This is a genomic window from Achromobacter sp. UBA4530 (assembly GCF_002388205.1).
GTDB lineage: Bacteria > Pseudomonadota > Gammaproteobacteria > Burkholderiales > Burkholderiaceae_B > Achromobacter > Achromobacter animicus.
Genome location: NZ_DGMA01000002.1, coordinates 158,997 through 178,944 on the forward strand (window position 1 = coordinate 158,997; position 19,948 = coordinate 178,944).

18 protein-coding genes are annotated in these 19,948 nt (G+C 66.0%); 8 read left to right on the forward strand and 10 right to left on the reverse strand.

The window, feature by feature from the left end:
* Positions 1 to 131: 131 nt before the first annotated feature.
* Both B2W22_RS01320 and B2W22_RS01325 read left to right on the forward strand, forming a co-directional pair.
* Positions 132 to 2,594: a penicillin acylase family protein gene (locus B2W22_RS01320; RefSeq protein WP_286935974.1), complete on the forward strand. Its 2,463-nt coding sequence runs from the start codon at positions 132 to 134 to the stop codon at positions 2,592 to 2,594.
* 292 nt (positions 2,595 to 2,886) lie between these two features.
* Positions 2,887 to 3,330 (forward strand): CopD family copper resistance protein, encoded by a 444-nt coding sequence (locus B2W22_RS01325; RefSeq protein ID WP_286935975.1) that lies wholly within the window; start codon positions 2,887 to 2,889, stop codon positions 3,328 to 3,330.
* Positions 3,331 to 3,409: 79 nt separating this feature from the next.
* Here B2W22_RS01325 and B2W22_RS01330 read toward each other — a convergent pair whose 3' ends face one another.
* From B2W22_RS01330 to B2W22_RS01375, 10 genes are all read right to left on the reverse strand, one after another.
* Positions 3,410 to 4,138, reverse strand: a complete 729-nt coding sequence (locus B2W22_RS01330) for an META and DUF4377 domain-containing protein (protein ID WP_217467847.1) — start codon at positions 4,136 to 4,138, stop codon at positions 3,410 to 3,412.
* 359 nt (positions 4,139 to 4,497) lie between these two features.
* Positions 4,498 to 5,325: a lysozyme inhibitor LprI family protein gene (locus B2W22_RS01335; RefSeq protein ID WP_286935976.1), complete on the reverse strand. Its 828-nt coding sequence runs from the start codon at positions 5,323 to 5,325 to the stop codon at positions 4,498 to 4,500.
* A 127-nt stretch (positions 5,326 to 5,452) separates the two neighbouring features.
* Positions 5,453 to 7,534 carry a DUF4387 family protein gene (locus tag B2W22_RS01340; RefSeq protein WP_286935977.1) on the reverse strand — a complete coding sequence of 694 codons (2,082 nt, stop codon included), beginning with the start codon at positions 7,532 to 7,534 and terminating at the stop codon, positions 5,453 to 5,455.
* A 135-nt stretch (positions 7,535 to 7,669) separates the two neighbouring features.
* Positions 7,670 to 8,596: a LysR substrate-binding domain-containing protein gene (locus tag B2W22_RS01345; RefSeq protein ID WP_286935978.1), complete on the reverse strand. Its 927-nt coding sequence runs from the start codon at positions 8,594 to 8,596 to the stop codon at positions 7,670 to 7,672.
* Positions 8,597 to 8,609: 13 nt separating this feature from the next.
* On the reverse strand, positions 8,610 to 9,038 hold the full coding sequence (locus B2W22_RS01350; RefSeq protein WP_175184186.1) for a VOC family protein: 429 nt from the start codon (positions 9,036 to 9,038) through the stop codon (positions 8,610 to 8,612).
* Between the two features lie 210 nt (positions 9,039 to 9,248).
* Positions 9,249 to 9,848, reverse strand: a complete 600-nt coding sequence (locus tag B2W22_RS01355; protein WP_175123067.1) for a nitroreductase family protein — start codon at positions 9,846 to 9,848, stop codon at positions 9,249 to 9,251.
* Positions 9,849 to 10,043: 195 nt separating this feature from the next.
* Positions 10,044 to 10,562, reverse strand: coding sequence for a hypothetical protein (locus B2W22_RS01360; protein WP_286935979.1), 519 nt, complete (start codon positions 10,560 to 10,562; stop codon positions 10,044 to 10,046).
* Between the two features lie 96 nt (positions 10,563 to 10,658).
* The gene (locus tag B2W22_RS01365) at positions 10,659 to 11,624 is read right to left on the reverse strand and encodes a Bug family tripartite tricarboxylate transporter substrate binding protein (protein ID WP_175184184.1); all 966 of its coding nucleotides are present in this window, start codon (positions 11,622 to 11,624) and stop codon (positions 10,659 to 10,661) included.
* Positions 11,625 to 11,668: 44 nt separating this feature from the next.
* A complete protein-coding gene (locus B2W22_RS01370) occupies positions 11,669 to 12,154 on the reverse strand; it encodes a DUF3237 domain-containing protein (RefSeq protein ID WP_175123070.1) in 486 nt (161 codons plus the stop codon).
* Positions 12,151 to 13,416, reverse strand: a complete 1,266-nt coding sequence (locus B2W22_RS01375; protein WP_175184183.1) for a flavin-dependent oxidoreductase — start codon at positions 13,414 to 13,416, stop codon at positions 12,151 to 12,153. Before B2W22_RS01375 ends, B2W22_RS01370 begins: the two co-directional genes overlap by 4 nt.
* 135 nt (positions 13,417 to 13,551) lie before the next feature.
* Between B2W22_RS01375 and B2W22_RS01380 the strand changes: the two genes are divergently transcribed.
* From B2W22_RS01380 to B2W22_RS01405, 6 genes are all read left to right on the forward strand, one after another.
* A complete protein-coding gene (locus B2W22_RS01380; protein WP_175123072.1) occupies positions 13,552 to 14,043 on the forward strand; it encodes a MarR family winged helix-turn-helix transcriptional regulator in 492 nt (163 codons plus the stop codon).
* A gap of 143 nt (positions 14,044 to 14,186) precedes the next feature.
* Complete coding sequence (locus B2W22_RS01385; protein WP_175137265.1) at positions 14,187 to 15,323, forward strand: NAD(P)/FAD-dependent oxidoreductase; 1,137 nt, start codon at positions 14,187 to 14,189, stop codon at positions 15,321 to 15,323.
* A gap of 28 nt (positions 15,324 to 15,351) precedes the next feature.
* On the forward strand, positions 15,352 to 15,750 hold the full coding sequence (locus B2W22_RS01390) for a RidA family protein (RefSeq protein WP_175123074.1): 399 nt from the start codon (positions 15,352 to 15,354) through the stop codon (positions 15,748 to 15,750).
* A gap of 118 nt (positions 15,751 to 15,868) precedes the next feature.
* A complete protein-coding gene (locus B2W22_RS01395) occupies positions 15,869 to 17,314 on the forward strand; it encodes a M81 family metallopeptidase (RefSeq protein WP_175184181.1) in 1,446 nt (481 codons plus the stop codon).
* A gap of 69 nt (positions 17,315 to 17,383) precedes the next feature.
* Positions 17,384 to 18,955, forward strand: a complete 1,572-nt coding sequence (locus B2W22_RS01400; RefSeq protein ID WP_286935980.1) for an ABC transporter substrate-binding protein — start codon at positions 17,384 to 17,386, stop codon at positions 18,953 to 18,955.
* A gap of 52 nt (positions 18,956 to 19,007) precedes the next feature.
* Positions 19,008 to 19,943: an ABC transporter permease gene (locus B2W22_RS01405; RefSeq protein WP_175123077.1), complete on the forward strand. Its 936-nt coding sequence runs from the start codon at positions 19,008 to 19,010 to the stop codon at positions 19,941 to 19,943.
* Positions 19,944 to 19,948 lie beyond the last annotated feature (5 nt).

Below are 19,948 nucleotides of genomic sequence, written 5' to 3' on the forward strand. Positions count from 1 at the left end.
TAATCAAATAAAACAGTTCTCCCCACGCTTCTGCTTTAGTTCTAGTCGCTGCATGGTGTTGCGTTCGGCGCGGCTTCCAGCGTTTGACGTACTGCCGGCAAAGAAAAGATCAATAACCGGAGGAGAAGTCTATGCGTACGTTCAAGCGCAGGGCCGCCGCATTCCTGGCAAGCGGCCTGATCGCAGTGCTGGCGGGTTGCGCCTCGCCAGGCGGCAAGAAGGACACGATTGCCATGCCGGGGCTCTCTCAGCCCGTGGAAATCGTCAGGGACAAGCACGGCGTGTCTCACATCTACGCCAAGAACCAGGCGGACCTGTTCTTTGCCCAGGGCTTTTCGGCCGCGCGCGACCGTCTGTGGCAACTGGACCTGTGGCGCCGCCAGGGCGAAGGCAAGATGGCCGAACAGTTCGGCCCGCGCTTCATCGAGCAGGATCGCGCCGCGCGCCTCTTCCTGTACCGCGGCGACATGCAGGCGGAATTCGCCAGCTACCACCCCGAAGGTCAGGCCATCCTCACCGCATTCGCCAACGGCATCAATGCCTACGTGAACTGGGTCAAGGCCAATCCCGACCAGCTTCCGCCGGAGTTCAAGCTGACCGGCACCGAGCCGGGCTACTGGAGTCCGGAGACGTCCCTGATCCGCATTTACGGCCTGACGCGCAACGTCAGCGAGGAAGTGCGGATGTCCGAGCAGATCGCCGCATTGGGCCTGAACAACGTGCAGGGGCTGAGCACCTTCGAGCCGCCGTTGGCGCTGCAGGTGCCTGCCGGCCTGGACGTGCGCCAGATCAACAAGTCCGTCCTGGCCACCTACCGGCTGGCGCGTGACGGCCAGAAGTTCGAGGCGGGCGACTTCCCGCGCAGCCCGCTTGCCGCGGATGAACGCGCCAAGCTGGCGAGCGCGTTGTCCGAGGGGCGGCTTGCGTCGCTGGACCCGGCCTTCGATCCGCTGGCGCCGCGCTACGAAAGCAACAACTGGACGCTCAGCGGTGAGCGCACCGCCACCGGCAAGCCCATCCTGGCAGGCGACCCGCACCGGTCCATCACGATGCCGTCGCTGCGCTACATGGTCCACCTGAATGCGCCGGGCTGGAACGTGATCGGCGCGGGCGAACCGGCATTGCCCGGGGTGTCGATGGGCCACAACGACCGCATCGCGTTCGGCCTGACGATCTTCGCGTTCGGCGACGAGGAAGACCTGTACGTCTACGACACCAACCCCGCGAACCCCGGCGAATACCGCTACCAGGGCCGCTGGGAAAAGATGCGCCAGATCGACGAGAGCATTCCGGTGCGCGGCGCGTCGCCTGCCATGCGCAGCCTGAAGTTCACGCGTCATGGTCCGGTTATCCACGAAGACCCGGTGCGCCGCAAGGCCTACGCCCTGCGCGCCGCCTACCTGGAATTCCCGGGTACGGCCGCCTATCTGGCCAGCCTGCGCTTGAATCAGGCCCAGAACTGGAACGAGTTCGTGGCCGGCATGGAAAAGCACTACACGCCCAGCGAGAACATGGTCTACGCGGACGTGGACGGCAACATCGGCTGGTTCGGCGGCAGCATCGCGCCCATCCGTCCGCGCAACGACTGGTCCGGCATGCTGCCCGTGCCGGGCAATGGCGACTTCGAATGGCGCGGCGTGCTGCCCGGCAACGCCCTGCCCCGCGTCTTCAATCCGCCGGAAGGCTATGTCGCCACGGCCAACGAGTACAACCTGCCCGCCAACTATCCGTACAAGGACAAGTCGGCGCGCACCTGGGCCGAGCCCTTCCGCATCCAGCGAATCCGCGAGGTGGTGGCTGACGGCAAGGGGCTGACCGTGCAGCAGTCGCAGGACCTGCAGTTCGACAATCTGTCGATTCCTGCCCGCACGCTGGGCGGCTACGCCAAGTCGTTGAATTCGGCGGACGCGAAGGTCGGCGAAGCGCTGAGCCTGCTGAAGGACTGGGACTACCGCATGGCCACCGACTCCCGGGCCGCCACCGTCTATGCGTTCTGGCTGCCCGAGGTCGTCAAACGCGTAACCGACCTGTATGTGCCGGCAAACGGGCGCGCGGCATTCGGCGAGCTTTCCACCCGCAAGACACTGGAAAAGCTGGCCACGCCCGATGCCGCCTTTGGTCCTCGTCCGGACCAGGGCCGCGACGCCCTGCTGTTGCAGGCGCTGGCCGATGGCCTCACGAAGCTCACCGCGAAGATGGGGCCGGACTCGAAGCAGTGGCAGTGGGGCAAGCTGCACCACATCCAGTTCGATCACAGCCTGGCCAGCCTGCTGCCGCCCGACACCGCCAAGGCGTGGGGCACGCCGCGCTATCCGGTCGGCGGCGACAACGACACGGTGCATCGCGCGACGTTCCGCAAGAGCGACTACCGCGTGACCAGCGGCGCGTCGTACCGCCAGGTGATCGACGTGTCCGACTGGGACAACTCGCGCGTGCAGAACGTGCCGGGCCAATCGGCGGATCCGCGCAGCCCGCATTACCAGGACCTGATCAAGGGCTGGGCGACGGGCGAGTATTTCCCGATGGCCTTCAGCCGGGCCAAGGTGGATAGCCAGCGGTCGGATACGCTGACGCTGCAGCCGGCGGGCAAGTGACCTGAGTTCCCGGCTGGTTTGCCGGGCGGTTTGCTTGGGTCGGTGTCAGACACCCGCCGAAGATGTCGTCAGCATGTGGCGGCATCACAACGGGTGTCTGACACCAAGGGTCCGAGCTTGTGGCGGCTTCACAACGGGTGTCTGACACCAACGGCCGAGCGTGTGGCGGCGTCACAACGGGTGTCTGACACCAAGGTTCGACGGGCGCCGGTTGTTGGGGCGATTCAACCCTGCGATGGCGCGGTTGATGTTTGTCATTTCGCGCCGTCATCTGCGGGCGGAGAATGCCGTCATGACCCTCTATCCCGTGCTGCTCATCGTGCACCTGCTTGCGGCCTTCCTGTTTGTCGGCACGGTCACTTTTGAGGTGCTGTTCCTTGAACCAGTGCACCGCCGCCTGCCGCCCGAGGTGCGCAAGGCGCTGGGTAGCCAGCTTGGGCCGCGCGTGCGTTCGGTGGTGCCGTGGTCGGTGGTGGTGCTGTATCTGGCGGGATTGGGGCTGGCGTGGCAGCACCGCGGCGCGCTGTCCGCGCCGCTGGCCTCATCGTTCGGCCTGCTGCTGTCCATCAAGATCGCGCTGGCCATCAGCGTGCTGATTCATGTGGCGACCGCGCTAGTGCTGGCCAGGCAGCGCAAGCTCACCGGTGCGCTGCAAGGGCGTCTGCACCTGAGCGTGTTCTGCCACATGCTGGCCATCGTCGTGCTGGCCAAGGCGATGTTCTACGTCACCTGGTGACCGGGCCAAGGGCGCTGACCGCGAACAGGGCGATAACCGCGCGGATCGCGCTAACGCCCCTCCACGCGAACCTCACCGTTTACTTGCGCTTGCCCGAGGCGTCCTGCTCCACCACCATGTCCAGCACGTAGACCTTGGAGGGCGCATCGGCGGGCGGGTTCTTCCAGTCGTAACGCTTGACGCGCAGCACGGTGCGCACGCCCTCCTGATGCTCAAACCCTTCGATCGACTGGTACAGCGGCTGCCACTTGTCCGGCGCCGGCAGCGCGATGCCCGCGTCATTGAACTTGCGTTCGCGCACCATCAGGCACTGATAGTGCGGAATCATCGGATGGCTGCATTCGGCGCGCTTGGCCGCCACTTCCAGGAACATGATCTGGCCCGCGCTGCCGTACAGCGTTTCCGGCGTGGGTTCGCCGACGAACTTCAGCACGCTGCCGTCCTGCGTCGTGAGGTCCAGCGTCGGCTCGGCCTTGTCGCCCGACATCGTCACGCGCAGATCGCCCTTCAGGCGCTGGGCGATCTCGGCATCGAGTTGCATCAGGCTTTGTTCGCAGGCCTTCATCGTCGACGCGAGATTCGCGATGGTCAGCACGCCGTTCTTGTACGTGTACCCGCCAAATTGCGCATTGCAGCCGCCGCGGATGTTCACGCCGTCGTCCTTGAAGGTCAGGCGCACCTGATGCTCGACGCCCTTTTGCAGCGCCGCGATGGACTTGCCCGCGGCATCGGTGGCGGCGGTCAGGCGCCAGTGGTAGGCGCTCAGGCCGGCCTGAGTTTCGGCGGACATGGTGGCGGAATCAGGCATGGACGATCCTTCGCGGGGTGAGGTCGTGGGCGCGCAGGCAGACAGCAGCGCCGCGCAGACGGATGCAAGAAGGATGGCTTTTTTCATGATTGGTTCCTGACGGCCGCGTGGCATTGACGAAAAGCGGGATTCTACGTCCGTGCCGTGGACGAAATTACCGCTGCGCGGCGCAGTCCGTTTCCAAATCTTGCGGCCGACCAGCCCGGGGCATCGTGATCGAACCGTCCGCGCGCCGTGTGCCCCGCATGGGAAATGTTCATCCGGCGGGCGCGGTCCGGCCCTCACGGCCAGCGCGGGCGCGATTACAGTCTGACACCTTCCCCGTCAGGCCCACGCGCGGCCGCGCAGGCCTGAACGCGCTACTTGGCAGCGGGATACACCGGGCTTGCCAGGCAAGCCTGCGCCCATTCGTAGTCGTCGGTATCGAAGATTTCGCCGTCGATCTTCGGCAGAGGCTTGTCGGCATAACTGAAATCGGGCGCTGCCGGCGACCGGTTCCAGTGGGTCTTGCCATTGCCGTCGTCGCACGCCTCGTCGGCGCTGCTGAACGAGCACGACGCGATGACCTTGGGCTTGCCGTTCACCACGCTGGCCACGTAGCGCTTCGTGTAGACGCCGCCGGAAGCCCAGTACTCGTCGACCGAGCAGACGCGGTCATTGTGCTGGTAGTGGCGGGTCGCGAAGCAGGAGTAGTTGTTGTAGTCGGGCGGCAGCACGTCGCACGACGACGCAAACCCGGCAAACGGACCGCCGGTGAACTGCGCCCGGAACTTGCGCTGATCCAGCGCCCGCGCGATCAGGACCGGCGTATCAGACCCCTTGGCCTTTTCCTTGAACTGGGCGCTGCGCGCCTGGATCAGGCTGCGCGCGGCCTGCGCGGGGGTCTTGCCGTCGGGCAGGAGCTCCGGCGACTCGATCAATCTTTCCAGTGCGTTGTCGCGCGCCGCCAGCCAACGCTTCTGGCCGTCGATCAGCATGGTGCGGATCTCGGCATCGGGCGCGGCTTTCAACAGTGCGCTGTAGCTGCGATTCAATTCCGCGTCGGCGGACACCGCGCCGCGGTCGGCGCAGATCAGCTTCTCGACGCCGGTGGATGCCTTCTTGCAATCGATGGCCAGCGCGGGCGCGGACAAGGAGAACAAGCCAGCCAGGGACAACAATCGTAGGGCGGGAATTCCAGGTTTCATCGGCTTCTTCTCGGGTTCGATGGCGGTTGAACAGCCCGCAATTCTGGCACGAAACCGGGGACGACCCCACAAACGCACGCCGCCGATCGCCCTTCCCGTTCGCGATCGGCGGCGGCCTCAACACGCGCTACAGCGCCGAGGCCATCGCCAGCCGCTCCGCGTAATGCGGTATCGACAGACGCTCGATGACGGCCTGCTGCTGCGCCCCGAACACGTCGCGCTCATCCGGCGAAGCAGAAATGTTCGGACGGTCGATGGTCAGCTTGATGGCGTTGCAGCTATCCACGAAGAACGTGCCGACCACGCGCTCGGGCGCCACGCCCAGCACCTGCGCCACATTGGCCGGGCAGAACACGTTCGAGCGCAACGCGGCCTCGTAATCAGCGGCCGAGTTGAACACGATGTCGAACGTCAGCCGGTTGATGCCCGCGTCCTTGCTGCGGACCACCACGGCCATGTCGAGCAGCGGTTGTTCGCGCTGGGGCGCGCCTTCAGGCGGCACGTCGGCGATCAGGGACAGCGTGCGGTCGTCCAGATTGCCCTGGTAGTCCGTGATGCCGATGTCGTAGTACCGCGGCCTGCCGGATCCGCTTTCCGTCCACGTTGCGCCGTTGGCGCGGAAGTAGGTGATCGGGAACATGCGGTTCTTGATGATGTCTTCGTTCTGCAGCAGGTGGTACAGCGTCCATTCGTAGGCATCGCCGGCATCCATGTCCATCCGCGAGCCGTCGCGCGCGGCGGCCAGCGACAGCAGGCGTTGCAGCTCGGCGTGATGGCGATCGGCGAGCACACGGGGATCGCGGTCGATGGTGCGCACAAGCGCGACCGGATGGCTCGCGTCGGCCTCATGGATTTTCCAGGTGGCGGCGCGCAGCGCGTCCGGAAATTCCGCCTGAACCAGCGTGATGACTGCGTCCTTGATCATCGGGTAATTGGCCTGGAACACCGGATCGCGCGTGCCGCTGGGAACCACCGCGCCGTACTGCCCATCTTCACGCCGGAAGCTCACCAGATTGGGCGACAGCGGATAGGCAATGTTGCCGGCGGTGGCCTTGCGCCCCGCGTAACCGTAATGAATCAGATAGTGGGTCAGCAGGCTGGCCAGCGTTTCGGCCGCCTGCGGCGTCGCCGCGCACGTTTCCACGATCAGACCCAGCTCCTTTTCGCCCGCGCGCAGCGGCACGGCCTGGACCCCGTTGCGGCCATAGACGAGCACGTCGCCAGGCACACGCGGCAGGTCCGCGGGATCCAGATGAACCAGCGACACCTTGCGCTTGCCCAGCCGCCGCGCGCCCTCCAGCTTGATGCTCCACGGCCAAGGCTTGCCCGCATGCACGAATTGGCTGTTGCGGATACCGGCGGTGCGGGCGTCGCGCGCGAAGAATTCCGTGTGTTCCATCGCCAGGATACCTTCGGGATAGAACTGCAGTTGCGGATGGCTTTCCTCGTACAGCGAATGCGCCGCAATCGAATACGGCGTGCAGCGCCGTCCGGAGTCCGGCGCCACGAAAAGCGCCGTGCCGTCGTCGTAGATCTCGGCAATCAGGCAATCCGACGGCGAGCCCGGATCGCAGGCCAGCGCGCCGCATTCCAGCACGTGGCCCACGTGATACGCCAGACCCGGATCGATACCGCGGCGGATCATGTCGGACGCGAACAGTGCAATGTCGCACGAGCGGCCTGCCAGCACGTACTTCGCGCCGCTTTCCAGCGCAGTGATGAGCGGATGCACGCCCATCTGACCCACGATGGTGCTCTCTTCGAGCGCCGCTGCATCCAGCTCCGGCCCGGCGCCCGTGGGCCGAAGCGCACCCGCGCGAAATTCGCGGATCACGCTGGCCGGGTCCAGCTCGGACCGGATGACAGCCACGGCGCGGTCCTTCACGCCCAGCTCGTCAAACACTTCCTTGGCGACGTCGATCATCCAGTCCAGGTTGCGGTTGCCGCCCGCCATGCCGCAGCTTCCCAGGATGACCGGACCCTCGATGCGTTCGCCCGCCTCGACCATGTGGCGAAAGTCCGCCTTCACGGCCTCGCGTTCGAAGTACTCGGTTCCCGTGCCCAGGTAATAGGGGCCGGCGTCCATCGATCCCGCATCCGAGATCACGGCATCGATCCGCCCTTCCAGCGCCTTTTGCAGCGATTCACGGGGAAAACCATATCCCAACGCGCCGCACGCGGACACCACGCGATAAACCAGCTTTGCCATCATCACTCTCCAGTTCTGCAGGCCGCAGACATTGCGGTTGCTGCATGAGCGTGAAGATTGCGCCTGCCGGCGAAGCTGGAAAAATACTGTGTCGATATGCGGGTATCGGCCGCGGATATGGCCTTTAGCGGCGCGTCAGGAAGGAAGCGGCTCCGCGCCGGCCAGTCCTTTTTCCTGCACCTGCTGCATCACGAACTCGCTGAGCAGTGTGCGCACCGCCTCGGCGGGCGGCGCCAGCGGCACGTCGTTGGACGCGATGACTGCCGCCGTCAGATAGACGGGCGGCTCGATCAGCACGGCGGACACCATCGCGTTTCCCGGCTGCCCCGAGAGATCGCCCAGCGGCAGGATGGTGTGGCCGATGCCCGCCTGCACCGCCGACAGCATGCCGGAAAAGACCTCGGTTTCCGCCACCACCTGCGGCGCGATGCCGGCCTCGGAAAACAGCCGGTCGAGCAGATTGCGTGTCATGTTGGGATGCGCGGGCAGGATGAGCGGCATGTCGGCCAGTTGCTCGAAGCGCATGGCGGACGGCCGGCGCCCGGGCTTGCGCGGGCTGATCACGAAAAGCCGTTGCCGGAACAGCGCTTGGCGCGCAAAACCCGTGGTCGGTTCGTCCTCGAACACCAGCGCCAGATCCAGCGAGCTGTCGCGGATGCGGGCGCCCAGCTGGCCGCTGGCATCGCTGCTGAAACGCAGGCTGATCTTGGGCAGCGCCGCCCGGCATTTTTCCATCAGTTCGCCCGCCAGAAACGACGCCAGCGTCGACGACATGCCGATGCGCACGACGCCCTGGATGTCGCCGCTGAGCGAGCGCACGATCTGCGGAATGCGCTCCATGCGGCTCAGGATGGATGCGGCTTCCGTGTAGAGCGCGGCGCCCGCGGCCGTGGGACGCGCGCCCCGCGCACTGCGATGCAGCAGCGTCACGCCCAGCTCTTCTTCCAATGCCGCGATCTGCTGGCTGAGCGCCGGCTGCGCCACCGGAATGAGCGCCGCCGCGCGGGAAAAACTGCCCGCCTCGACGATCTTCACGAAGTACCGGAGATGGCGCAGTTGCACGGAAACGCTCCGGTCAGAACGTCACCTTGACTGACGGCGCGCTGCGCTGGGCCTCGCCATGGAACACGGCTTCGATGTTGTTGCCGTCCGGATCCAGCACGAAGGCGCCGTAGTAGCCGGGATGGTATTCGCGGAATCCCGGCGCGCCGTTGTCCTTGCCGCCGTGAGCCAGCGCCGCTTTGTAAAACGCGTCGACCATCGCCTGATCTCGGGCCTGGAACGCCAGATGATGGCGTCCCGTCAACTGGCCCAGTGCGGCCTGGCTGTCAGCCGACGAGACAAAGAGCTCGTCCGCCCAGAAGTAGTCGTCGGCCGTGCCGCCCATCGGCACCTCCAGGGCATCGAACACCGCCTGGTAGAAGCGCTGACTGGCCGGCAGATCGCGCACGACAAGCTGGATGTGATCGATCAGACGGCCGCGATGGATCTCGTTGGTCTGCATGACATCTCCTTCCTGGTGGGGATCGGTCGACTATAGCGCCATCCGCTGCAGGCGATATGGGGGCTCGGTCAAACGGATACCACCGGGATGCATTGCCGGCTTGCCCATTCAGCCCGCCCGCCAATGACAAGGCCCGCATTGCCGTGTGGGGCAATGCGGGCCTGAATACAGCGGTCATGCGGGGTGTGCGCGGCACGCCCCCGGATTCGATCAGCCAAACACGCGGAAGCGCTCGGCGTCGTCCATGAAAGCCTTGTCGCCGAAACCGGCTTCGTTCGAGCCAAACGGCATCTGCGCGCGCAGCTTCCAGTAGGCGGGAACGTTCCATTCGCGCGCGACGGCGGCGTCGATCAGCGGGTTGTAGTGCTGCAGGCTGGCACCGACACCGGCGTTGGCCAGCGCGGTCCACACGGACAACTGGGCCATGCCGCCCGATTGCTCGGACCAGACCGGGAAGTTGTCGGCGTACAGCGCAAACTTTTCCTGCAGGCTGCGCACGACGTCCTGGTCTTCAAAGAACAGGATGGTGCCCACGCCGGCGGCAAAGCTCTTGAGCTTGGCTTCGGTCTTGTCGAAACCTTCGGCGGGCGCAACCTTGCGCACTTCTTCCGTAGCCAGGTTCCAGAGCTTGTCGCTTTCGGCGCCAAACAGGATCACGGCGCGCGAGCTTTGCGAGTTGAAGGAGGACGGGCTGTGCTTGATCGCTTCCTGGATCAGCGTGGTCAGTTCTTCCTTGGAGGCCGACAGGTTGCGGCCCAGCGAATACTGCGTGCGGCGCTGCTTGAGCGCTTCGAGATATGCGTTGCTCATTATTTGACCTTTCGACCAGTAGATAGAGATGACGATGGGAGGCATTCTACCGGCTCGACCATGACGCGAATACCCGTTCAAACGCACTTTGGCTGGAACATACTGTTCCACTGATGGTGCCAAAGGGGCTGTAAGGTGCGATCCGCGCGAGCAATCGGCCGCCTCCAGACGGCCGCGTTCAAACGTTTGATTTGGTCAGAGGTCCATGTCCAGGACGCGCGTCACCGTGTCGCAGGACGTGCATTGGCCCGCCACGATGAGATTGCTGAAGAAGTTCTGCACGGTGTCCGGATCTTCGTCCCAGAGTTCGTCCGTGCCGTCGTAGTCGAACTGGGCGAAGACGCTGAACCGCGTGCCCTGGCAGGCGGGGCAGGCAAAGGCCTGCGCCGCCCCCTCGCCGCGGATCTTGGCTGAGCAATCCAGCTCGCCGTGATAGCCGTGGATGTCGCTGTCGAACACCACGACATCCTCCGATGCGCCGTCCCATTTCACGGCCAGCGGCGACACGAATTCGTAGTCCTGGACGTGTTCGTTGTAGTCGCGCAGGTCAAAGCCCAGGATTTCGCCCGTCTGCGCGCCGCCGGCGCCTAGCAGGCGGAATGCGACCGCAACCTCGCCACGGTCTTCCACGATCAAGGGCGCGGGTGTCACGCGCACGCCATCCAGACAGCGTGGCGGGTGGGACAGAACGTGATCGAACGTGGGATCGGACATGCAGCGGGTCTCCAGTGAAGCGCGAAGATTGATGAGCGCGAGACTATAGCAATCGCTGTGGCCGGCGACGTATGGCCGGCCAGATCCCTCCATGCTTCAGTCGGCGCGGAACCCCGTCGCCTTCACGACGTCGGCCCAGCGCTTGGACTCCGCGGTCAGCAAGGCCTGCAGCGCCTGCCGGTCCGAGCCCACGACGACAAATCCCGCTTCGCCAAGCGTCTTCACGGCGGCAGGCTGGCGCAGCGCGGCGGCGCTGTCAGCCTGCAAGCGAGTCAGCACGGCCTCGGGCGTGCCGGCCGGCGCGAACAACGCGAACCAGGCACCGAAATTGACCGCGGGCAGGCCGCCCTCCGCGAACGTCGGCACGTCAGCCAACGCGGACGAGCGCTTCGCGCCGGTGGTGGCCAGCGCGCGCAGCTTGCCGCCCTGCACCTGGGGCGCGGCCAGGGCCGTCGTCACGAAGGCTGCCTGCACGCCGCCGGACACCAGTCCAGACACGGCATCGCCCGTCGACCGGTAATGGATGGCTTCGATCTTCAGGCCTGCCTCGCGCGCGAAAAGCTCCGCGCCGAAATGGCCGGGCGTACCCGCGCCGAAGGTGGCGAAGTTCACGCGGTCCGGCGCCTTCTTCGCGGCGTCGATGAACGCCGGCAGGTCCTTGTACGGCGAGCTGGCCGGCACCACCAGCACGAAGTCGGCCCGCACCACCTCGGAGATCGGCGCGAAGTCGCGCGGCGGATCGTAGTTCAGGTTGCGGTACGTGGCAGGCGAAATGCTGATCGAGCCGACCTCGCCCAGCAGCAGCGTCTGGCCGTCCGCCGGACTGCGCGCGACGTTCTGGGCGGCAATTTGCCCGCCCGCACCGACCTTGTTCTCCACCACCACGCTTTCGCCCAGCAGCGGTCCCATGTGCTGGGACAACGTGCGGGCCACGATGTCCGGCCCCGTGCCGGGCGGAAAGCCCACGTTCAGGCGCACCGGCCCATTGGGGAACTGGGCGGCTGCCGCAAGCGGCAGGCACAGCATGAAGCCGCCCAGCAGGCGGCGCAGCATCGTTTGCATGGTTGTCTCCTGGTTTTTTTAATGCCGCGGCGGCTGCCGCGGGTTCAGCAAATGCGATAGAAGCGCAATTCGACGCGGTCGGGATAACGCGCGCCGGTGCCGATGAACAGGCTTTCGTTCATCCAGCCGAGCGCGGGCGACGACGTTTCAAAGCGGGGATAGCTGCGAAAGTAGATGCGCGCCGGATCGACGGCTTCGCCGCGCGCCAGCCGCGCGATGTCCTCGGCGCTGCCCGTGCGGATGCCGGTGTTCTCGACATACACGCGCTCGCCTTCGGGCGTCTCGATCACGTAGCGTGCGTGGATGTCCGTGAATGTTGCCGAGCGGATGATCTGGAAGTCCGCGCCGCCGGGCAGCACTTTGCCCGACAGACGCGGACCGTCGACCGTGCCGCCTGTGATCGGGATCACGCGGCGCCGGCCCTGCGGCGTATCGCCCACTTCCTGCGGCGCGCCCACGTCGACCACCACTGTGGTCACGTGTTCCAGCCGGGGCGCGTGGGGTTCGTTGATGGCATCGGCGCCGCTCATGGCTTTTCTCCGCGGGCAAGGCGCAGCGCAGCGGGGTCAAAGCCCGCCAGCTGCTTGTAGCGCAGCGATACCGCCGCCAGCTCCTCGCCCGATATGACGTCGTTGATGTTCGCAAAGCCTTGCGGCGCGCGCTCTTCGGCCAACTGCATCACCTGTTCGGGGCCGTTCAAACGATTGCGCAGCACGATGCCGGCGGTGCGCGGCAGACGTTCGGCCTCGTACTCCAGCAGCGCGATCTCTGCTGAACGCGCCTTGCCCTGCACCGCCTGATCCAGCCAGTCGGCCAGGGAGCGCGCATCCAGGATCGCCTGGGCCGATCCGTTCGAGCCGATCGGATACATCGGATGCGCCGCGTCGCCCAGCAGCGTAAAGCGCCCGCGCGTCCAGCGCGGCAAGGGGTCGCGGTCCACCAGCGGGAATTCGTAGATCGCCTCGGCGCCGTCGATGATGGCAGGGATGTCGATCCAATCCCAGCGCCAATCGGCAAAGCGGTCCGCGAAGACGGACTTGTCGACCTTGCGGTTCCAGTCGGTGGCGGGCAGTTCCGCGCCGGGGATCGACAGCTCGGCGATCCAGTTGATGAGCGAACGGCCTTGTTTGCGCAGCGGTTCGGAGATCGGATAACAGACGAATTTCTGGTCCTGGTGACCCGCCATGAACATGCTGCGCCCGTCCAGATACGGCGGCGCCTCGGTCACGGCGCGCCACAACATGCGCCCGGAAAAACGGGGCTCGTCCCCGACGGGATGAAGCTGACGGCGCAGTGCCGAGTGGATGCCATCGGCGCCCACCAGGATGTCGCCGTGCACGGCCTGCAGCGCGTTGTCCGCGCGGCGGCGGAACTGCGCGTGCACGCCCGCCGCATCCTGGCTGGCCGATTCCAGCACCATGCCCGGCACGATGGCATTCGGGCCGAGCCGGTCGCGCACGGCCTGCGCCAGCAGCATCTGGAATTCGCCGCGATGCACCGAAAACTGCGGCAGCGGATAACCGGCCTCGAGGCCGCGCGGCTCGCGCCAGATCGGCTGGCCGAGCTTGTTGTAGTAGTGAAGCTGCGAGGTCTCGATGGCGCGTTCGGCCAACTGGGGCATGAGGCCCAATTGTTCGATCTCGCTGACCGCATGGGGCAGCAGATTGATGCCGACGCCCAATGGCCGCAATTCCTGCGCGCTTTCATAGATGCGGCAGCCGATGCCGCGCCGATGCAGCATCAGCGCAAGGGTCAGCCCGCCGATCCCGGCCCCGGCAATGACGATATGCATGTCTACTCCTGGTCTTATTTGTTATGCAACATAACAAAATAGCCACGCGTTTCGCACGAGGGATTTCCCGCAATCCGGTGGCGCGGCGGCGAGGCGTGCATTAGTGTTGAGGCCCCGTTTCACGATCTGCCCCCGATGTCCAGAGCCTCCGCCCCACGCCCTCGCCGCCCTGCTGCCCGCGGCGAACACTTCGATCCGCATGTGCCCGGCATTCAGTACGGCGCGCTGGACGATCTGGTGGGCTACGCCATCCGCCGCGCGCAGATCCTGATCTACGAGGACTTCCTGGCCGCGCTGGCGCCGTGGGACATCACGCCGCAGCGTTATTCGGCACTGACGCTGATCGCCGCCAATGAAAACCTCAAGCTCACCGACCTGGCGCGCATCCTGGGCATTGCGCGCTCGGGCGCGGTGCAGATCGTCAACCAGTTGCAGGAACTGGGCTACGTGGAGCGCCAGGAAGCCGAACGCGACCGGCGCGCCTACGCGCTCGCCATGACGCCGGCCGGCCACACCGCGCTGGCCGCCATCACCGAGGCCGTGCAGGCGCACGACGCGCGTATCAGCGGGAAGCTGGGCGCGGCGGATCGGCGAAAACTGATCGGGCTGCTGGGCAAGCTGGGGTAGCGCGGCTTCCCTCTCCACGCAGGGCTGCGCCGCATTGCGCGCGCCTTTCGCGCCCATGCGGGCATTCCCCTATTACTCCAGCCGCGTCAAAAAACTATCGTATTCGAGAATTATCAAATAAGAGAATTCTCGCTTCCGACAAAATGACTGCTGAAACCCTATACGACTTTGCCGTGGTCGGCGCCGGGATCGCCGGCGCCTCCGTGGCCTACCGCCTCAGCGCCTCGGCGTCCGTGGCAGTGCTGGAACGCGAGTCCCAACCCGGTTATCACTCCACCGGCCGCTCCGCCGCCATGTTCATGGAGACCTACGGCACCACGCAGATCAAGGCGCTTACGCGCGCCAGCCGCGCGTTCTACGAGCATCCGCCCGAAGGCTTCTGCGAGCATCCGCTGCTTAGCCCGCGCGGCGTGCTGTACATCGCAACGCCGGACCAGAAGGATCTGCTGCAGGAAGTGTTCGAAGACTTCCACCGCCAGTCGCCCAACGTCACGCTGATCGACGCCGCGCAAGCGGTGGCCCGCGTGTCCTGCCTGCGCGAAGACCAGCTCTGCGGGGCGATCGAGGAACCCGACGCGCGCGACATTGACGTGCATGCCCTGCATCAGGGCTTTCTGCGCGGCATGAGCCGCCAGGGCGCGGTGCTGCACAACAATGCCGAATTGACCGGCGCCGCGTTCGAGAACGATGTCTGGACGCTGACCCTGGCCGACGGGCGCCAGATCCGAGCGCGCGCCGTCGTCAACGCCGCGGGCGCGTGGGCCGACCACACGGCAACGCTGTGCGGGGCCGCCCCCGTCGGCCTGCAACCCTGCCGCCGCACCGCCTTTACCTTCAGCGGTCCGGAAAACGTCGATTTTTCGCACTGGCCCGCCGTGGTCGGCGTGGACGAAAGCTATTACTTCAAGCCGGACGCCGGACAACTTCTGGGCTCCCCCGCCAATGCCGATCCGGTCGACGCGCACGACGTGGTGCCCGAAGAGCTGGATGTCGCAACCGGCATCTACCGCATCGAAACCGCCACGTCGCTGACCATCCGCCGCCCGAAGCACATCTGGGCCGGCCTGCGCTCGTTCGTGCGCGATGGCGATTTCGTGGTGGGCTGGGACGCGGCCACGCCGGCCTTCTTCTGGCTGGCCGCGCAAGGCGGCTACGGCATTCAGACCGCCGCCGCCACGTCCGAGCTTGCCGCCGCGCTGCTGACGCGCCAGCCCCTACCCGATCACCTGCACGCGCACGGCGTCAATGCCGACGCCGTGCGGCCCGAGCGCTTGCGCTGATCCAGTCACCGTTAACCGAGACCCCGACATGACCGCCATCACCCGATACCCCAGCAGCCTGCCCCTGCCCTTCTCGCGCGCCACTCAGGCGGGCGGCTTTTTGTTCCTGTCCGGGCAGATCCCGCTGGATGCCGACGGCCAGGTCGTGCGTGGCGATATCACCGCCCAGACGAATGCCGCCATCGAGCGCATCAAGGACACGCTCGCACTGGCCGGCGCCAGCCTGAAGGACGTGGTTCGCGTGACTGTGTGGTTGACCGATCTGGCGCTGTTCGCGCAGTTCAACGAGGCCTACCGCAGCCATTTCTCTTCCGATTTCCCCACGCGCTCCACCGTCGAGGCCAAGCTGGCCATGGACGTGGATGTCGAGATTGAAGTGCAGGCCTGGCTGGGCGACAGCCAGCCCAAGGGTCCCGCAGCCGCCTGACGCCGTATTCGTTCGATTGCATGACACCGCCAGGCCCACGCCTGGCGGGGCGACACCCCCCAGCGCGCGCCCCGATGCCCGCGCCCTCAAAGCCCCTCTCTAGCGCGGAGCGTCATTCATGAAGATCTTTTCCGGGTCCCTGGCGACCGAGACGAACACCTTCTCCCCCATTCCGACCGGCCTGGCTTCCTACCGGGCGCGCGGCTACTTCCCCGCCGGCCAGCATCCGGACCGCATGCAGATGTTTTCGGGTCCGCTGTGGGCCGCGCGCCAGCGCGCCGCGGGCAAGGACTGGACGCTGATCGAAGGCTTGACCGCAGGCGCGACGCCGGCCGGCATCACCACCCGCCACGCCTACGAGACGCTGCGCGATGAGCTGCTGGACGACCTGCGCCGCGCGGGCAAGGTGGATATCGCACTCTTCGGCCTGCATGGCGCGATGGTCGCCGACGGCTACGACGACTGCGAAGGCGACCTGCTGCGCCGCGCGCGGGAGATCGTCGGCCCGGACGCCGTGATCGGCGCAGAACTCGATCCGCACTGCCACCTGACGGACGCGATGGTAGAGAGCGCCGACTTCCTGGTCTGTTTCAAGGAATACCCGCATACCGACATCCTGGAACGTGCGTTCGACCTGGTCGACCTGTGCGTGGCGCGCGCCGAGGGCCGCATCAACCCCACGCGTGCGGTCTACGACTGCGAAATGATCTCCATCATGCACACCAGCCGCGAGCCGATGCGCAGCTTCGTGGACCGCCTGCTAGCGATGGAAGGCAAGGAAGGCGTGCTGTCCGTGTCCATCGCCCACGGCTTTCCGTGGGGCGACACGCCGGACATGGGTTCGAAGGTGCTGGTCTATACCGACGGCGACGCCGCGCAGGCCGAGGCGCTGGCGCGCACGCTGGGCGAAGAGATCATCGGTTTCCGCGATCAGCTGGCGCCGCCCTACCCCGGCGCGGACGAAGCGCTGGACCAGGCGCTGGCGCACAAGGAATTCCCGGTGGTGCTGGCCGATTCGGCCGACAACGCCGGCGGCGGCGCGCCCAGCGATGCCACCTTCATCCTGGAACGCGTGCTGGCGCGCGGCATCACCGATGTCGCCACCGGCCCGTTCTGGGATCCGGTTGCCGTGCAACTGTGCTTCGAGGCCGGCGAAGGCGCGCAGATCAAGCTGCGCGTGGGCGGCAAGGTGGCGCCGGTGTCCGGCCAGCCGCTGGACCTGGATTGCGAGATCCTGGCGCTCAAGCGCGACGCCGTCATGACTGGTCTGGCCGGCACACCTGCGCTGCTGGGCGACGTGGCCGTCGTGCGCACCGGCGGCGTCACCCTCGTCATGACCACCTCACGCACCCAGGCCATGGGCACCGACCTTTTCACGCAATTCGGCGTGGACCTGGCCGCGATGAAACTCGTCATCGTGAAGTCTTCGCAGCATTTCTATGCCTCGTATTCCAAGGTCGGCCGCCACGTCATCTACGTCGAAACGCCCGGCGCCATCACGAATGACCTCAACACGCTGCCGTTCGTGAAGCGCAAGCTGCCGAAATGGCCCTTCAAGGCCTGAGGCGGGGGCCGAGGACCAATCACCATTGCCGCCCATGACGGGCAGACCAGAACCAACAAGGGGAAATCCATGATCAGACGTTTCAGCCTGCTGGGAGCCGCCGCGCTCCTGGCCATGAGCGCCGCGACCGGTGCACTCGCCCAGACCAAGACGCTGCGCCTCGTGCCGCACGCCGACCTGAAGACGCTGGACCCGCATTTCAATACCGCCTACATCACGCGCAACCACGGCTACATGGTGTTCGACACCCTGTTCGCGCAGGACAGCAAGGGCCAGGTCAAGCCGCAGATGGTGGAAACCTGGACCACGTCCGAAGACGGCAAGACCTGGACCTTCACCCTGCGTCCCGGTCTGAAGTTCAACGACGGCACGCCGGTGACGGCCGAGGACTGCATTGCGTCGATCCAGCGCTGGGCAAAGAAGGACACGCTGGGCCAGGCCATGATGGCGGCCGGCGCAGAATTTGCCGCCACCAACGAAAACACGTTCACGCTGACGCTGAAAGAGCCCTTCGGCCTCGTGCTGGACGCGCTGTCCAAGCCTTCGGGCATGCCGCCCTTCATCATGCCCAAGCGGCTGGCCGCCACTGATCCGAACACCCAGGTCACCGAAATGGTCGGCTCGGGTCCGTTCCTCTTCAAGCGCGATGAATGGGTGCCCGGCAACAAGGTCGTCTATGTGAAGAACCCGGCCTACGTGCCGCGATCCGAAGCGCCTGACGGCCTGGCGGGCGGCAAGAACGTGAAGGTGGACCGCGTGGAATGGGTCTACATCCCCGATGGAAACACGTCGACGGCCGCGCTGATGAACGGCGAGGTCGACATGATCGAACAGGTCACGCCCGACTTCCTGCCGGTGCTGGAATCCAACCCGGACATCACGCTGAGCACGTCGGTGGCCTCGCAAGGCATGGTGATCCTGAATTCGCTGCATCCGCCGTTCAACAACCCGCTCGCGCGCCAGGCGGTGTACTACCTGGTCAGCCAGAAGGAAATGCTGACCGCGATGGGCTACCCGGACAAGTACCGGGTGGACTACTGCGCCACCATGTACATCTGCGGTTCGCCCCTGGCCACGGACGCGGGCGCCGCGCCCTACGCCAAGACCGATCCCGCACGCGCCAAGCAACTGCTGCAGGAAGCCGGCTACAAGGGCGAGAAGGTGGTGCTGCTGTACCCCACCGATCACCTGAGCGCCCCGGCCGTCATGGTGCTGGCGCAGAACCTGAAGAAGGCCGGCGTGAACGTGGACCTGCAGTCGATGGACTGGGCCTCGCTGGCCGGCCGCCGCCTGAAGAAGGATCCGCCCGCTCAAGGCGGCTGGAACATCTTCCTGACCTGGGGCGGTTATTTCGACGCCAGCACGCCGGTCACTAACCCGTGGCTGTCCGCCGCCTGCGGCAACAGCCTGCCGGGCTGGCCGTGCGACAAGGAACTGGACACCCTGCGCACCAGCTGGATCCGCGAGACCGACGCCGCCAAGCGCAAGGACCTTGCCGCGCAGATCCAGGCGCGCGCCTACCAGACCGTGCCTTACGTGATGTGGGGCGAATTCAAGCCTGTCTTCGCGGTGCGCGGCTTGAAGCAGACCGATCTGATCAAGTCCGGCATTCCGGTGATGTGGAACATCGAGAAACCGTAAGGCAGACGCCGGGCGCCGTGCGCGCCCGGCCGCAAGCCGGGGGGAATCCAGCGTGAAATTCATCCTGCGCCGCATCGCGGCCGTCATACCCGTCATGGCCGTCGTGGCCGTCGTGGTGTTCCTGCTGATACACCTGTCGCCGGGCGATCCCGCGGCGGTCATCGCAGGCGACAACGCCACCGCCGACGACGTCGAAAAAATCCGGCAGAACCTGGGGCTGGACAAGCCGCTCCTGCAGCAGTTCGTCATCTGGATCAGCCATATCGCCGTCGGCGACCTGGGCACCTCGATGTCCACGCAGATGCCCGTGTCGCAGCTCATCGCCCAGCGCATGGGCCCCACGATCTCGATCGCGCTCTTCACGATGCTGTTTGCCGTGCTGGCCGCGATTCCGCTGGGCGTGCTGGCCGCGTGGAACGCCGGCAAGTGGCTGGACAGGCTGGTCATGGTGGGCGCGGTCTGTGCGTTCTCGGTGCCGGTGTTCCTGATCGGCTACAGCCTGGTGTACGGATTTTCCATCAAGCTCGGCTGGCTGCCGGTGCAGGGCTACAAACCGCTGGCCGATGGCCTTGTGCCTTACCTGCGCCACCTGGTGCTGCCCTGTCTGTCGCTGGGCCTGGTCTACATGGCCCTGCTCACGCGGATGACGCGCGCCACCATGCTGGAAGCCCTGTCCGAAGACTACATCCGCACCGCGCGCGCCAAGGGCCTGTCGTCCGGTCCCATCGTCTGGCATGCGCTGAAAAACGCCGCCAACCCCATCGTCACCACCATCGGCGTGGGCGTGGCGCTCCTGATCGGCGGCGTGGTCGTAACGGAAACCGTGTTTGCGATCCCCGGCCTGGGCCGCCTGACCATCGACGCCGTGCTGCGCCACGACTACCCAGTCATCCAGGGCGTGCTGCTGGTGGCCTCGGGCATCTACGTGCTGATCAACCTGCTGGTCGACCTGAGCTACCGGCTCTTCGATCCGCGCATCCGCTACTGAGAAGA